This is a genomic window from Gemmatimonas sp., from assembly GCF_027531815.1.
Classification (GTDB): Bacteria; Gemmatimonadota; Gemmatimonadetes; order Gemmatimonadales; family Gemmatimonadaceae; genus Gemmatimonas.
Genome location: NZ_JAPZSK010000017.1, coordinates 105,341 through 120,397, shown reverse-complemented (window position 1 = coordinate 120,397; position 15,057 = coordinate 105,341). Strand labels below are relative to the sequence as shown.

At 67.9% G+C, this 15,057-nt stretch carries 12 protein-coding genes; 8 read left to right on the top strand and 4 right to left on the bottom strand.

Annotated features, from left to right (window positions below; all coding sequences use genetic code 11):
- Positions 1-5 precede the first annotated feature (5 nt).
- From O9271_RS17385 to O9271_RS17365, 5 genes are all read left to right on the top strand, one after another.
- Positions 6-569, top strand: a complete 564-nt coding sequence (locus O9271_RS17385) for a sigma-70 family RNA polymerase sigma factor (protein WP_298272530.1) — start codon at positions 6-8, stop codon at positions 567-569.
- On the top strand, positions 562-1,275 hold the full coding sequence (locus O9271_RS17380) for an isoamylase early set domain-containing protein (protein WP_298272528.1): 714 nt from the start codon (positions 562-564) through the stop codon (positions 1,273-1,275). The genes O9271_RS17385 and O9271_RS17380 overlap by 8 nt, the downstream gene beginning before the upstream one ends.
- A gap of 71 nt (positions 1,276-1,346) precedes the next feature.
- Positions 1,347-2,006, top strand: coding sequence for a hypothetical protein (locus tag O9271_RS17375; protein WP_298272526.1), 660 nt, complete (start codon positions 1,347-1,349; stop codon positions 2,004-2,006).
- 25 nt (positions 2,007-2,031) lie between these two features.
- On the top strand, positions 2,032-3,225 hold the full coding sequence (locus tag O9271_RS17370; protein ID WP_298272523.1) for a hypothetical protein: 1,194 nt from the start codon (positions 2,032-2,034) through the stop codon (positions 3,223-3,225).
- A 90-nt stretch (positions 3,226-3,315) separates the two neighbouring features.
- Positions 3,316-4,473: a COX15/CtaA family protein gene (locus O9271_RS17365; RefSeq protein ID WP_298272521.1), complete on the top strand. Its 1,158-nt coding sequence runs from the start codon at positions 3,316-3,318 to the stop codon at positions 4,471-4,473.
- Between the two features lie 1,179 nt (positions 4,474-5,652).
- On the opposite strand, the gene O9271_RS17360 is transcribed toward O9271_RS17365, so the two are convergent.
- The gene (locus tag O9271_RS17360) at positions 5,653-7,017 is read right to left on the bottom strand and encodes a hypothetical protein (RefSeq protein ID WP_298272520.1); all 1,365 of its coding nucleotides are present in this window, start codon (positions 7,015-7,017) and stop codon (positions 5,653-5,655) included.
- Between the two features lie 197 nt (positions 7,018-7,214).
- Between O9271_RS17360 and O9271_RS17355 the strand changes: the two genes are divergently transcribed.
- Entirely contained in the window at positions 7,215-8,396 is a 1,182-nt protein-coding gene (locus O9271_RS17355) for a Gfo/Idh/MocA family oxidoreductase (protein WP_298272518.1), read from the top strand.
- Positions 8,397-8,476: 80 nt separating this feature from the next.
- On the top strand, positions 8,477-9,478 hold the full coding sequence (locus O9271_RS17350; RefSeq protein ID WP_298272516.1) for a sugar phosphate isomerase/epimerase: 1,002 nt from the start codon (positions 8,477-8,479) through the stop codon (positions 9,476-9,478).
- Positions 9,479-9,643: 165 nt separating this feature from the next.
- Here O9271_RS17350 and O9271_RS17345 read toward each other — a convergent pair whose 3' ends face one another.
- Both O9271_RS17345 and O9271_RS17340 read right to left on the bottom strand, forming a co-directional pair.
- Positions 9,644-11,119 carry a pyridoxal-phosphate dependent enzyme gene (locus O9271_RS17345; RefSeq protein ID WP_298272514.1) on the bottom strand — a complete coding sequence of 492 codons (1,476 nt, stop codon included), beginning with the start codon at positions 11,117-11,119 and terminating at the stop codon, positions 9,644-9,646.
- A complete protein-coding gene (locus O9271_RS17340; RefSeq protein ID WP_298272512.1) occupies positions 11,116-11,565 on the bottom strand; it encodes an energy transducer TonB in 450 nt (149 codons plus the stop codon). Before O9271_RS17340 ends, O9271_RS17345 begins: the two co-directional genes overlap by 4 nt.
- 133 nt (positions 11,566-11,698) lie before the next feature.
- Between O9271_RS17340 and O9271_RS17335 the strand changes: the two genes are divergently transcribed.
- Positions 11,699-14,035: a hypothetical protein gene (locus O9271_RS17335; RefSeq protein WP_298272510.1), complete on the top strand. Its 2,337-nt coding sequence runs from the start codon at positions 11,699-11,701 to the stop codon at positions 14,033-14,035.
- A 157-nt stretch (positions 14,036-14,192) separates the two neighbouring features.
- Here the strand turns inward: O9271_RS17335 and O9271_RS17330 are convergent, their stop codons facing one another.
- Positions 14,193-15,002 (bottom strand): glutaminyl-peptide cyclotransferase, encoded by an 810-nt coding sequence (locus O9271_RS17330; RefSeq protein ID WP_298272508.1) that lies wholly within the window; start codon positions 15,000-15,002, stop codon positions 14,193-14,195.
- Positions 15,003-15,057 lie beyond the last annotated feature (55 nt).

Genomic DNA, 15,057 nt, shown 5'->3' with positions numbered 1-15,057 from the left:
CGGGCATGGACGCCGCTCACCTGCTCCTCGTGCTCCGTCAGGCGCGCGGCGGCGACTCGGTCGCCTTCGCGCAGCTTGTGGACCACTACTATCCACGGGCGCTGCGCTTCGCGCTGCAGATGCTGCGCCGCCGCGAGGACGCCGAGGAGGCGGTGCAGGACACCTTCCTGCGGGTGCACGATAACCTGTCGCGCTTTCGTGAGGAGGCACCCTTCGATCCCTGGTTCTTCCGCATCCTGGGCAACCGGTGCCGCACCATGCTCGCACGCCGAAAGCGTCACCACGATCTGATCGCCTACGGCGAGCTGCCCCGCGACGCCGTGGACAACCAACTGGCCGATGTCCCCGACGAGCACTTCGCGCGCGCGGTGCATCACGCGCTGGCCACCCTCCCGCCCGAACAGCGCGAAGCGTTCTTGCTGCGCCATGTCAACGATATGGACTACGAAGAGATGACCCTCGTGACCGGAGCCAGAGGCTCCACCCTCCGCATGCGCGTGAAGCGCGCGGTCGATGCGCTCCGTCGAAGCCTGCAGCCCACCCTGAGCGCGGGAGTGTCCCGTGAGTGACCGGCATCGTGACCCGCTGCATGAGGTGTCGCCCAACGACGAGCTCCTCCTGTCCCGCGTGAGGGCCGTGCTGTCGCCCATGCCCGCCGTCGATCGGCGGCACGTGGCGCAAGTGCTCGCGGCCGTGCACAACCGACGGCGCACCCCGTGGCAGCGTCTCACAGCGCCGTGGGACACGCGGCGCGGGCCGTGGCATCTGGCCACCTCGCCCATCGTGCGGGGCGCGACCCTGGCCGCCGCCGCACTCGTCGTGGGCTTCGTCAGCCGCGGCTTCGTCATGCAGCCAACCACCACGGCGCCGCCACGTGCCGTTGCTGCGTCCACCGCTACTGCGCCCACCGCTGCTGCGCCCACCGCTGCTGCGCCCACCGCCGCTGCGCCCACCGCCGCGCCGCTGCAGCCGGTGGACGCCGCCGCCGATGCCGCCACCCGCCCGGTCCCCGTGCAGTTCCTGCTCGGCGCGCACGACGTGCCGGACGCCACGCAGGTGAGTCTCGTGGGCGATTTCAACGACTGGAATGCAGGCGCCACACCGCTGGCCCTCCACAACGGCGTCTGGAGCATCAGCGTCCCGCTCGCCCCCGGTCGACACGTGTACGCGTTTGTGGTGAACGGCACCATCTGGCTGGCCGACCCGCAGGCACCGCGCGCCGCCGACACCGACTTCGGGCGCCCTGGCTCCGTCATCATCGTGCAGGCACCGTGATCACGCCGTGCCCCACCCGCCCTGTGGTTCGCGCCTGCACCGGTCGTGCCGGTGCCAATCGCGCTTCGGCTGTGCGCCGATGCGCCATCCGGGCGTCCGCCGTCGCGCTGTTCCTTGCCGTCACCACGCACGCGGCCGACGCCCAGGACGCCACCCCCTATGACGCCATCACCGACGAGCCGGCCCGCGCCGCCGTTCGCACGATCATCGCTGACGCCGCCGCCCGGGGGCTTCCCACCGCACCGCTCGTGACCAAGGTGCGCGAAGGGCTCGCCAAGCAGGCCGCCCCCGAACGCATCCGCATGGCCACGGCGCTGCTCAGGGACCGGTTGGCCACGGCCGCCGAGGCGATGGCCCCGTCGCGCGCCGCCGATGAGCTGACCGCAGCGGCCGATGCCCTCCAGGCCGGCATTCCAGCGGCCACCCTGCGCGACATGCGCAGGATCTGGCCCTCCAAGCCCCTCACGGTGCCGCTGGGGGTGCTGGCGGAGATGGTGGCCAACGGCGTCTCGCGACCCGTCGCAACCCGGCGGGTCCGGGAACTGCTGCTCAAGGGGGCCACGCTCACCCAGTTCGCTGCCCTCGGCACGACGGTCCGCCGCGACATCGCCGCCGGCCTCGCGCCGGATGCGGCCATGGAGCTACGCTCCAAGGGTGTCCTCTCGCTCATCGAATCACGGACCGGCATTGGCACCACCAGCACCCCGCTGCGCCCAACCGGCAAGAACTGACGGCCACCTGGCGCGGTGGGGCGCGGTGGCAGCCGTCCTGGTTGCCGCCGCGCCCCTGCGCGCGCAGGCACCGGTCCCGCGGTCGGCCACGATGGTCTGGCTCGATGCCGGTGGCGCGCGTGTGCAGCAGCCCACCAGCGCACGCCGCTCGGCCGGCAGCATCGGCGGCGGCGTGTGGCACGCCCGCGATCGGGTCGCGTTGGCCGCTGAGGGAAGCACGACGCTCGCCAGTGACAGCATCAGGGCCGGACAGTACGTCGTGCGGGTCACCGTGCTTCCACGGGCAGTCGTGCGCACCGACATCGACCTGAGCGCCACCACCAACGGGGGGATCCTCCCGGGGTCCCACGGAAATCGCGCCCTCGCGCTGTGGCAGCACGTGCGGGTGGGTCCTCTGGAGCTGAGCGCGCTCGCGGGGGTCGGACGCACGACGCGGGCAGGTCGACCCAGTGAGGGACGTCGCCTTGGCGGCGCGCTCGCCTGGCAACGCAGTACGGCGGTGGGCACCGTGCGCGCGGGTGGCCACTACGTGCGCGGATGGACCGACGATTTCAGGCTCATGGAAGCGGCGGGGATCGGGCTGCGCGCCCCGGCGCCATCGTACACCCTCGCCGACCGCCAGCTCGACGCCAGCTGGCAGCATGGTCCGCTGTGGATCCAGGCCAGTCGCGCCTGGCGGGTTGGCACCGGCGCCACACGGGGCACGGCAGCGGCCGGTCATCTGGCCGCCGCGTGGAGCCTCAACGCCAGCACCACGCTCATCGCGCAGGTGGGGGAGCAGCTCGCCGACGTCGTGCGCGGCGTACCACAGGCACGGTACACCGGCCTCGGGATGCGCTGGAATCCCATCCGTCCGCCCAGCGTGCGCCGTGACGCGCGCGCGCTGGGTGACGAACGGGGCGGCACGGTCGGCATCACCACCGTCCCCGATGTGCGCGGTGACGAGGTGCTCGTGCAGCGGCGCGAGGGCCAGGGTGAGGTCAGCATCAGTCTCCTCGCCGCGATCGGGTCCGTCGTGGAGATCGCGTCCAGCAGCACCGAGTGGAAGCCCGTGCGTGCCCCGCGCGAGGGCGACCGATTCGTGCACCGCTTCCCGCTGCCCAGCGGCACGCACCGCGTGGCCGTGCGCGTGAATGGTGGCGCATGGCGCGCCCCGCGCGGCCTGGCCGTCGTGGACGACGACTTCGGGGGCAAGGCGGGACTGATCGTGATTCCCTGACCGACACACTGAGTCCGGACGCACGGGGGATCACGGTGGGGCGGCACCCGCTCCCTTGACCCTCACCGGCCCCCCTGTCAGGGTACACGGGTGGCTACCACGACCGACTTCGGACTTCCCGGCGCGCTCCCCGAGCGCGACCGCCTCGCCCTGCGCCGCTGGCTGCTGGCCTCCATCATTGCCGTCTTCTTTGCGGTGGCGGTGGGGGGCATTACCCGGCTCACCGAAAGCGGGCTGTCCATAACGGAATGGAAACCGGTCTCGGGCGCCCTGCCACCGTCGAGTGACGCCGCCTGGGCGCTCGAGCTGGAGAAGTTCCGGCAGATCCCCCAGGCCAGCACCACCCACGCGGGTATCACGCTGGCGCAGTTCAAGTGGATCTACTGGTGGGAGTGGTTTCACCGGAACGTGGCGCGCACCGTGGGGCTGGTGTTCGCCATCCCGTATCTCGTGTTTCTCGTGCAGGGGCGCCTGCCCAAGGCCCTGCGCCTGCGACTCACCGCCCTGCCCCTGCTCACCGCCGGACAGGGGGCGCTGGGCTGGTACATGGTGCAGAGCGGACTCGTCGAACGCATCAGCGTGAGCGCCTACCGCCTCACGGCGCACCTTGGCCTCGCCCTCGGCATTCTGGCAGTGGCCGTGTGGACCTACAGTGAGCTGCGGGCGCGTACGGCCGAGGAGTTGCAGGAAGGGACCCGCACGTCACCTGCGTGGCGCCTCGCGCTCGTGAGCGCGACCACCCTGCTGGCCATCACCGTGCTGTCGGGTGGCTTCGTGGCCGGGCTGCGCGGCGGCAAGGTGTTCAACGAATTCCCGCTCATGGGCGGCCAGGTGGTGCCGCCCGGCTACGCCACGCTCACTCCGTGGTGGAGCAACGCCTTCGAGAACCCCGCGGCGGCGCAGTTCCATCACCGCGTGCTCGCGCTCACCGTCACCGCGCTCGTGCTCACGCTGGCGTGGCGCACGCGGCAGGCGTCGCTTCCACAGTCGGTGAAGCGCGCCGTCGCTGGCTTCGCCACGGTCGTTACCGTACAGCTCGTCCTCGGCGTGACCACGCTGCTGCTCGCCGTGCCCATTCCCCTCGGGGTGCTGCATCAGTTCACCGGTGTGCTGGCGCTCACCGCCGCGCTCGTGGCCACGCAACGCGCGGTAGCCACGGTGGGCGAGATACCAGCGGAGCGCCGCATCGGTGAACGGCAGACGGCCGACGGTCGCAACTACCTCGTGCAGACGGGCGTGGTGCAGTAAGTCATTTGCACGGAGACAAGACGGCGCTGCCGTGTGAGGTTCTCCGTTCTGCCTCGTAACAATAGCTGTAAGCAATTGCAGGTTGCCCCCGCCCAGCGGCAGATGCGTCTGCGGCACGGGCAAACGGGCTGTTCGCCTCATCCAGTAACTGACAGTGACCAGCGAATTCCAGTCCTCACCAGAACGCGGGATCCTCGTTAACCTCGCGATTGTAGTGGGAAATGGCTTTACGCTTGATTGCACCTCACAGCTCGGGCTAACGGGACTTGACGTCACTCGACCGGTAGACTGGGCTTTTCGGATCCCTTCGCAACCTGAAGTCGACCTTAGGGACGCGCTACCGAGGTTTCATGAGGCATTCGAAAGAGTGCGAGACATACGCCCGGACGCGACCCAATTCGATTTGCTGCGAGAGTTAGTGGGTGTTCAAGCGCAAGCTGGAAGTGACTCTGAAGTAGAGGCGCGTCATTTTCTCGCACTTGCCTACCGCTTCCTTTCTCATGTGTTGGCAAATGGGCCACTTGAGCATTGGCGTTGGGCTCACTGGTTTCGAGATCATGCGCATTTGATCGTCACAACAGCGTCGTTCAACTATGACTGTTTGCTGGAGGAAGTGCTTCGGCGTTCCGGTCGACGTTATCACCGCATGCACAACGTGGCTCCGGGAACAGTGCGCGTCTTCAAGCCACATGGTTCAGCCGACTTTGATCTTGCTGGCCTGGTGAAAGGGAATCTCAGCTATCCGCTGCGAGTCTATGGGTACATGAACAATGCTCCGTTGCGCATAGTCCCGCGTCACGAGTGGTCTCAGCCGCCGTCTGAGCCTCTCATTGTGCTACCTTACGAGGCGAATCCGTACACTTCATTTCAGTGGGTAGCACCAGGTTACTCGATGTTCAGACGTATCGGACCGGAGCTTACCCACTGCGTCTTCATTGGACTGTCGTACCACCGTTCTGACCGCCCTGAGATCGATCACTTCCTCTACTCAACAGCACCAAGCTGTCGGATAATTGTTGCAGATCCAACACCGCCGCCAGACTTTGTCAACGCAGTTTTGTCGTCTGGCCGTGAGTGTTTTCTCTGGACAGACGGTCCCGAATCACTGCCAGTCCACTGACTGCTTAATGACCGCATTCGCTGGTGTTTTTTTGGTCCCGCTCGTGCGCCTCTCTGTCATCAGAACCCGCCGCTGCCGAGCAGGCGGAACGAGTCGAGCCGCGGGTTCACGATCGTATTGTAGATGGACCCGAAGGTGTAGCTCACGCCCACGAAGGTGAAGTAGGAGTATCCCGTGGCGAGGGCGCGCTGTCGCACGAGAATCTCCTCGTTGCTCAGTCGATCACCCGGGAGGTACAGCTGGTCGCGCACGCGCGCGTAGCGTCCGTCGATGGTGAGCGAGAGCCCCTTCACGAGCTGCAGGCTCACCGATCCGCCCACGGACAGCTCGGTCCGCGCCAGGTCGTGCAGGAACTGCGACCCGCGTGCCGACACGTCCACGCTCCCCCATTTCTGCCGCACGTTGGCGGCCAGCGTCAGCGCATGGTTGGGGCGCGTCTCGTCGAGCTGACCCAGCACCGTGCGCTCCCGATAGTCGAAACGATTCACGGCCACCGCGTAGCTGGCCGTCAGCTGACGGCGCGTGGCCTCACTCCACGGAAACAGATTGGCCTCGACGACCGGCCCGCTGCGCAACGCCAGGTCGGTGTTGAGGAAATCGCTGCGGCGGGCGGAGGCCACCATACCCACCGACCATCGCGGCGAAAGACGGCGGACGGTGCGTATGCGGGCGCCGTCGTTGCGCAGAATGTTGGTGAAGGTCTGCGGCTCACCACGGGAGTTCTGCAGCGTGAAGCGCTGCTCGTTGTATTCCGTCTCCAGCCCGGCAATGATCTTCCACCGCTCGGTGATGTGCCGTGCCTCGAAGGTGCCCCACAGATTCGCGAAGCGTTGCTGCTGCTCGCCGTTGAGGAACGCATTGACGCTCGTCTCGAAGGCCCAGAAGTTCCACGGGTCACGAATGGTCTTCGCGGCGGTATCGGAACCCGTCGGCTTGGCATAGCGCACACTGAAATCGGAAGCCTGCGGCGTGCGCAGCGCATAGCGATAGAGCCCCCGCACGAACACGTCCTTGAGCGCCCGGCGGATGTCGTCTTCCGAGGCGTTGGGTATCGTGGAGGTCGAGAGCGTGTCCACCATCCCCTCGAAGCGTTCGCGTCCGATGAATGCAACGGTCCACTCGGTACCACCGCTGCCGGTGGTGAGAGTGGTGACGAGCAGCTGCACGTCGGCAAAGAGTCGATCGCGGGTCCAGTTCGCGAAGGGCAGCTCGACCACGAAGTAGTCGAGCGCGCATCCGCTCGTGAACCCTGGACAGTCCAGGAAAACGCGCAGCGGACCGGACGATGGCAGCGAACGGGTTGCCGGGGGTCGTTGGGCGTCGAGCCGCGGAGCAACGGCGACCAGTGCCAGACACAGGGCGAGACTGCGAAGGACCAGCATGGTGGCGGCAGCACGGGCATGAGGAACCAACGGCAAGGACATCAGCGCAACCCCGTGGACAGCACAAACGTCACAACAGTTGCTGCGAACTCGCATGCCGCCTGGGGGCCCTGCTTGCCCGCGATGGGGCACCACCTAGAATTGCAGTTGTATCGGGCGCCCGCGCGCCCGCGCACGACGGCGGCCTCGTTCCACGGGGTCCACCTGTCGGCGATTGCCGAGTCCCTGCTGGAGGATCGATGCCGTTGAATCGCAAACTGCGCTACGGGATGGTGGGGGGAGGCCCGGGCGCCTTCATCGGGGCGGTGCACCGGCGCGCCGCCGAGTTGGACGGACTGGCCGAGCTGGTCGCCGGCGCCTTCTCCACCAATCCGCAGAAGTCGCTCGAGCAGGGTCGCGCCCTGCACCTCGACCCGTCCCGCTGCTATCCCAGCTTCGAGGCGATGGCCGAGGGCGAGGCAGCGCGGTCACCCGGCGATCGCATCGACGTCGTGGTGATCGTGACGCCCAACCACGTGCACTACGCCGCGGCCCGCGCCTTCATCGCGCGGGGCTTCCACGTGATCTGCGACAAGCCCATGACCACCACGCTCGCCGATGCCGAGGCGCTCTGCCGCCTGGTGGCGGAGCATGGCGTCGTCTTCGCGCTCACACACAACTACTCCGGGTATCCCCTGGTGAAGCAGGCCCGCGCCATGGTGGCGTCGGGGGCCCTCGGCACGCTCCGCAAGGTCGTGGTGGAGTACACGCAGGGATGGCTCGGCACCGCGCTCGAAACGAGCGGGCAGAAACAGGCCGACTGGCGCACCGATCCCGCGCGTGCCGGCGCGGGCGCCCTGGGCGATATCGGCTCTCATGCCGAGCAGCTCGCGCGCTACGTCACGGGACGGCGCATCTCGCGCCTCATGGCCGACGTGGGCACGGTCATTCCCGGACGGCGGGTGGATGACGATGCCAACCTCCTGCTGCGCTACGACGACGGGCTGCGTGGCATCCTGCACTGCTCGCAGGTGGCGACCGGCGAGGAGAACCGCATCAGTCTGCGCGTGTACGGCAGTCAGGCCTCGCTGGAGTGGTCCCAGGAAGATCCCAACCGCCTGCTGCTGCGCCCCGTCGACGGTCCGCTACAGCTGCTCACGCGGGGCAGTGGCTACCTGAGTCCCGAGGCGCAGCGCGCCACGCGGCTGCCGTCGGGGCATCCGGAGGCCTTCTTCGAGGCGTTCGCCAATGTGTATGCCAATGCGCTGCGCACCATCGCCGCACGAGTGGCCGGCGACGCGCCCGATCCCGCAGACCTGGACTTCCCCACGGTGCAGGACGGCGCCATTGGTGTGCACTTCATCGAGACGGCGCTGCGCAGTGGCGGGGAGGTGGGCAGCGGCGGTCACTGGGTCGATGCCGCCTACACGCCGCCAACCTGACGACGTTTTCTCCCCGTTTTCTCGCCGTGTTCTCGCCGTGTTCTCCCCGTTTCCTTCTTCCTCTTCCCGTTCTGCATCCCATGCGCCCCGTCACGCTGTTCACCGGCCAGTGGGCCGACCTGCCGCTCGCCACTCTTGCCGCCATGGCGCGTGACTGGGGGTATGACGGTCTCGAGCTCGCTTGTTGGGGCGATCACTTCGATGTGGAGCGGGCGGTCAGCGAAGATGGGTATGTTGAGCGTCAGCGTGACCTGCTGGCGCAGCATGGCCTCGCGGTGCACGCCATCAGCAATCATCTGGTGGGGCAGGCGGTGTGCGACCGCATCGACGAGCGGCACCAGGCCATTGTGCCCCCGCGCGTCTGGGGCGACGGCACGCCCGCCGGGGTGCAACGACGCGCCGCTGAGGAGATGCAGCGCACGGCGCACGCGGCGGCAAAGCTGGGCGTGACGGTGGTGCCGGGCTTCACCGGCTCCCGCATCTGGCCGCTGCTCTATTCGTTCCCCCCGGTGTCGCCGTCGGCCATCGACGCCGGCTTCCGCGACTTCGCCGACCGCTGGAATCCCATTCTCGACAGCTTCGACGAGGTCGGCGTGCGCTTCGCCCTCGAGGTGCACCCGACCGAGATTGCCTTCGATATCTCGTCGGCCGAGCGCGCCGTGGCGGCCGTGGGTGGGCGCCGCGCCTTCGGCTTCAACTTCGACGCGTCGCACTTCGCCTATCAGGGCGTGGACTATCTCGCTTTCATCGAGACGTTCGGCGATCGCATCTACCACGTACACATGAAGGACGTGTGGTGGAGCGACCGTCCCACGCGCAGCGGCGTGTTCGGCGGTCACCTCGAGTTTGGACACCGCGATCGCCACTGGGACTTCCGCTCCATCGGGCGCGGACGCGTGGATTTCGAGGGGATCGTGCGATCGCTCAACCGGGTAGGCTACACCGGCCCGCTGTCGGTGGAGTGGGAAGACATTGGCATGGACCGTGCGTTCGGCGCGCGGGAAGCCTGCGCCCGCGTGAAGGCGGTGGACTTTCCGCCAAGCGACGTGCGCTTTGATGCGGCGTTCGAGCGGGACGGGTAAGGAGTGGTAGGCGCCGCGCCTGCGGCGCGCCGCTGTGGTTGACAAGGAAGGGGGCAGGAGGAAGATCGTCAGAAGGTAGAGCAAACCACCTGCTCCCTTTCTCTGAAAGTCTTCCCCCTGCCCCCTCCCTTGTCATGAAGGCCGCGCCGCAGGCGCGGCCACACCTTACCGGTGCATCAGGTACTCCAGCACGTCGAAGCGCGTCACGATCCCCTGCACCACGCCGTCCTTGCGCATCAGCACCGCACGGTTCGACTTGGAGAGCAGCTTCGCCACCGCTTCCACCGGCGCGTCGTGCTCCACCACCGGGAACGGCTGGTCCATGACATCGCTCACCGTCTTGTCGAGTGCCTTGGGGTCGGCCAGCGATTCCGTGGTGAGCCGCGACTCGGCCACACTGCCCACACACACCGCGCCGTCCATGACCGGCACCTGACTCACGTTGTGCAACGCCATCAGGCGAATCGCCTGGCGTACCGTGGCGCCGGTGGTGACGCTCACGATGGCCGGTGCGCTCGCATCCTTGTTGCCCAACACACTCTCGATGCTGGTGTGCGGCGAATCGAGCAGCTGGTTTTCGCGCATCCACTCGTCGTTGAACACCTTGCTGAGATAGCGCTCGCCGGTGTCGCACAGGAAGGTGACCACCAGCGCGTTCGGGTCATCGAGGCGACGCGCCACCGTGAGCGCCGCATGCGCAATCATCCCGGCGCTGCCCCCCACGAAGATCCCCTCTTCGCGCGTGAGCCGGCGTGCCATGGTGAAGGCATCCTTGTCCCCCACCGAGATGAACTCGTCGATGATGTCCATGTCGAGTGTGGCCGGGACGCAGTCCTGCCCCACCCCTTCCACCTTGTACGGCGCGCCCGTGGGATGCCCCTCACCCTTCGTGCGCCACAGGTCGGCCAGCACACTCCCCTGCGGGTCGGCAGCGATGATCTTGATGTTGGGGTTCCGGCTCTTGAGGTAGCGCGCCACGCCACTGATCGTGCCGCCCGTACCGGCGCCGGCCACGAAGTGCGTGATGCGCCCCTCCGTCTGCTCCCACAGTTCGGGGCCTGTGGTGGCCACGTGGGCCGCCGGATTGGCCGGGTTCTCGAACTGCCCGGCCAGTACCGCGCCCGGCGTTTCCCGCACGATGCGCTTGGCCATCTGCACGTAATTCTGCGGATGATCCGGCGGCACCGCCGTGGGCGTGATGATGACCTCGGCCCCGAACGCCTTGAGCAGGCGCACCTTCTCCTGGCTCATCTTGTCGGGCATGGTGAAAATGCAGCGATAGCCCTTGAGCGCCGCCGCAATGGCCAGCCCCACCCCCGTGTTGCCGCTCGTCGCCTCCACGATCGTTCCACCCGGCTTGAGCGTCCCCGCCGCCTCGTGCGCCTCGATCATGGGCATGCCAATGCGATCCTTCACACTGCCGCCCGGATTGAAGAAATCCGCCTTGCCGTACAGCGGCGTGCGGATCCCCTTGGCCACCCGCGCCAGGCGAATGAGTGGCGTCCAGCCGATCGTCTCGAGCACGCTGTCATAGGGACGGCGGTGCCGCACGTGTTCTGCGGAGGAGCCGGAGCCGGCGGCTGCCGGCGCCGGGGTGGGCACGTCGGTGGGGAGCGAGGTGGCCATCGTGGTGGGTGTCACGGGGGAGGTCGCAGGGAGTCCCGGGGAGGAAGCCCCCCCGGGTGTCGGAAGTGCACGGGAAACAGCAGCGAAACCGCAATGGGGACACCGCCGCGCCGGGCGGCGCGGAATCGGAGCTGGGAGGCTCCGGCCAGCGCCGCGCTGTCGAGGGCGGCGTGCCCCGACGGCTCGACCAGCCTGGTGCTGTCGGTCACGACGTGGCCGCCGGAATCGACGAACACCCGCAGCAGCACCTCCCCCTGCACCCCGGCCTCGTACTGCGCCACGGGATACCGGAAGGGAAGTTCGCCGTTGAGTATCTGAGGGCGTTCGTCAGGCAGGTCGAGAAGCGACGCGTTGCGCAGCCAGGCGTCACTTCCGGACCGGGGCTGCCGGGCCTGTCGCACCCGCTCGGAACAGCCGAGCAGGGTGAGGGGCATAAGCAGGAACCGTCCTACGGCACGCATGCTGGAATGTACACCGCCCCCCCTCCGGCGGCGTCGCACGATGTGCCGTCGTCTGCATTCACGTGTCGTACTCGGCAGGTCATGTTTCAGTGCTGCCGGTCATGTCCGAATTGGTCTCCCCTTGCTCAACGTCATGCGCCCGTTGCTTCTCACCCGTCGTCGTGTCCCGCGCGTGGTTGCCGCCTTTGGCGTCTCCAGCATCCTGCTGAGCGCCTGCCGCGCCAGCGAAGGCACCGGTCCCGGCGCCACCCCCACCGCCGTGGTCATTCAGGCGGGCAACCAGCAGACGGCCGTAGCCGGTGCCGCGCTCCCGGCGGCGCTCTCGGTACTCGTGACCGACAAGGACAACAAGCCGGTTTCCGGGCGCCGGGTGGATTGGGACGTGGGTGTGGGGTCGGGAACCGCGAACCCCTCCAGCAGCACCACCGATTCCCGCGGCATTGCCACCACGTCGTGGACGGTGGGCATCACCGCCGGCACGGCGCGGCTGAGTGCGCAGGTGAACGGCGTCAACCCGGCCCCCTTCATTGCCACCGTGCTCCCCGGCCCCGCCGCAAGCATGGTGGCCATCCCCGAGGCGGGCTTCCTCGGGGTGGGCGATACGCTGCGGGTGCGCGGCTCGCTGCGCGACCAGTTCGGTAACGTCATCGTGGGGCAGAGTTTCAGTTTCACCTCGCTCGATGAGGCGCGTGCCTCCGTCGATGGCGCCGGTCTGGTCACCGCCCTCGCGCCCGGCGCCGCGCGCGTCGTGGCCGCCGCTTCGGGGCGCGCCGACACGGTGCTGTTTACCATCGGGGCCGCCGGCTCCAGCCCCTGCGGGCCCACGGCGGCACGGACACTCGCGGTTGGTGAAGTGGTCGATCCGCAGGCGGGGACCAACAGCCTCGCCGCCTGCCTCGAGGCGCCGCCGGGCACGCTCAGCGCGGAGTTCGCGCTCACGGTCATCTCCACCGCGCCGTCGTTCGGCCTCACGTCCGTGGCCGATGTCTTCGCGGTGGGCACCCGTGCGCCCACCACCGCCGCGCTCATGGCACCCCTTCCCACCGGCAACACGATTGCCATGCCCCCCGGCACCCTGCTGGGCAACATGCCCTCCCCGGCAGAGCGCTTCGAGCAGGCGCTGCGGCTGCGCGAACAACAGGAGTTGCCACCACTCGCCGGCGTCGCGCAGCAGTGGCACCAGGAACCGCGCGCCCAGGCGGCCCTCACCCCGATCAGGGTGGGGGACGACATCAGGCTGAACGCCAACTCGAGTCAGGCGTGCAGCAATGCCGATACCCGCACCGGTCGGGTCGCAGCCGTGGGCACGCGCGCGCTGGTGGTGAGCGACAAGGAGAACCCCGCGGGGGGCTACACCGACGCGGAGTTCGCCTCCATTGCGGCCACCTTCGATACGCTGGTCTTCCCCATGGACACCGCCGCCTTCGGCGCGCCGTCCAACATCTCGCAGTACGGCCGCATCATCCTGTTCTACACGCGGGCGGTGAATCAGCTCACACCGGCCAACTCGAACTTCACGATTGGCGGCTTCTTCTTCGCGCGGGATCTGTATCCCCGAACGGCGCGCAACAGCCTGCCGGCCTGCGCCACGTCCAACGAGCAGGAGATGTTCTATCTGCTCGTGCCCGACCCCGAGGGGCTGGTGAACGGCAACCGTCGGGCCAAGGATGTGGTGACGCGACTCAACCTCAACACCATCGCGCACGAACTGCAGCACCTCATCAACGCGTCACGGCGGCTCTACGTGAACGGCGCCGGCACCACCACCGAGCAGGTGTGGCTCGATGAGGGGCTCTCGCATCTGGCCGAAGAGCTGCTGTACCTGCGCATCAGCGGGTACTCGTCGCGCAGCAACCTCGTGCTCAGCGACGTGAACGGCCTGCGCGCCGAGAACTTCACCACGTACGCCTCGCAGAACTTCTCGCGCTTCTACGGCTTTCTCATCGCGCCGGAAACCAACTCGCCCTACGCGCCCAACGATTCCCTCGCCACCCGCGGTGCGATCTGGAACTTCCTGCGCTTTGCCGCGGCGCGGCAGGGGGCGAACGGCGAGGCCACCTTCCTGCGGCAGCTCGTCAACTCCACCACGACCGGCGTGGCCAACCTGCAGCAGGTACTCGGCGGCGGCGGCTTTGCCGAGTACCTGCGCGATTGGTCCGTTTCGCTCATCGCGGATGACTTCAGCGCCGCCACCACCGCCGGTCTCGGGGCGCGGTTCGTGAATCCCGCGTGGAACTTCCGCAGCATCTTTCCGGGACTGCGGCTCAGCGGCGGGGCGGCGTTGGGGGTGTATCCCATCGCCACGCGCACCCTCAACAGCAACGCCCCGCAGCGCATCGTGTTGGCCGGCGGGACGAGCGCGTATCTCCGCTTCAGCGTTCCCGCCGGCCAGCGCGCCCTCGTGCAGCTCTCCAGCAACGGCGCGCTGCCGCCGGCCGCCTTGCGCTACGGCATCGTGCGGCTGCGGTAGGCGGTTGCGGTTGCGGTTGCGGTTGCGGTTGCGATTGCGGTTGCGATTGCGGTTGCACTGACGACCAACAACTCGTACCAGGAACTACAAACTCCCCCGGACATCACGTGATCTCCGGGGGAGTCGGTGTTTCGTCGCTGACGTTCTCAGTGCCTCGCTACTTCGCCTTGAGCCGAATCTCGTACAGCTTGGGCCACAGCTTGCCGGTCACATGAATGCGGTCGGTGGCCGCGTCGTACGCGATGCCGTTGAGCACATCCTCCTTGCCGGTGCGATCGAGCTGTGGCAGGAGGCCGGTGAGATCGATCCACCCCGTCACGTTCCCGGTGGCAGGGTCGATACGCGCGATCGAATCCTTCTGCCACACGTTGGCCCAGATTTCCCCCTTCACCCACTCCAGCTCGTTGAGCTGCGACACCATGTTGCCGCGATCGGTCACCGTCACGGCCTTCTGCGCGGCGAAGGTCTTCGGATCACGGTAAATGAGCGTGTTGCTGCCGTTGCTCATGATGAGCGACGTGCCGTCGGTGGTGAGTCCCCACCCTTCACCGTCGTAGCGCAGTTCCCCGGTGCGCGTGAAGGTCTTCCAGTCGTAGGTGAACGCCTTGCCGCTCTGCCAGGTGATCTGGTACAGCGTGCCACCGAGAATCACGATGCCTTCACCGAAATGCGGCTCCTCCAGCGGCTGCTGGCGGAGCGCCCTACCCGAGGCCAGGGCCACCTCACGAATGCCCGACTTCCCCACGGTGCCCGTGCTTTCGAACAGTTTGCCCTCGTGCCAGAGCAACCCCTGCGTGAAGGCCCCAGTGTCGTGCGGGAACTCGGCTACCACCTCCACGCCGTAGCCCGGCGTTCTCGGCCCCGTCTCCAGCGTGGTCCCCGTATCCGCCGGCGCCGGCTCCCCCTCGCTGCACCCCGCAAAGGCGCCGGTGAGGCCCACGAAGCCGAAGGCGGACAGCGCGATCATGGCAGTGGTCGCGCGGGAACGACGGCGAAGGCCGCGAGCGGACGAGGAAGTGGCA

What these genes read in the sequence shown, in the direction of transcription:
- O9271_RS17335 (WP_298272510.1), top strand. Translation starts at nt 11,699, where the DNA reads ATGCGCCCGTTGCTTCTCACCCGTCGTCGTGTCCCGCGCGTGGTTGCC.
- O9271_RS17330 (WP_298272508.1), bottom strand. Translation starts at nt 15,002, where the DNA reads ATGATCGCGCTGTCCGCCTTCGGCTTCGTGGGCCTCACCGGCGCCTTT.
- O9271_RS17340 (WP_298272512.1), bottom strand. Translation starts at nt 11,565, where the DNA reads ATGCGTGCCGTAGGACGGTTCCTGCTTATGCCCCTCACCCTGCTCGGC.
- O9271_RS17360 (WP_298272520.1), bottom strand. Translation starts at nt 7,017, where the DNA reads ATGTCCTTGCCGTTGGTTCCTCATGCCCGTGCTGCCGCCACCATGCTG.
- O9271_RS17385 (WP_298272530.1), top strand. Translation starts at nt 6, where the DNA reads ATGGACGCCGCTCACCTGCTCCTCGTGCTCCGTCAGGCGCGCGGCGGC.
- O9271_RS17355 (WP_298272518.1), top strand. Translation starts at nt 7,215, where the DNA reads ATGCCGTTGAATCGCAAACTGCGCTACGGGATGGTGGGGGGAGGCCCG.
- O9271_RS17350 (WP_298272516.1), top strand. Translation starts at nt 8,477, where the DNA reads ATGCGCCCCGTCACGCTGTTCACCGGCCAGTGGGCCGACCTGCCGCTC.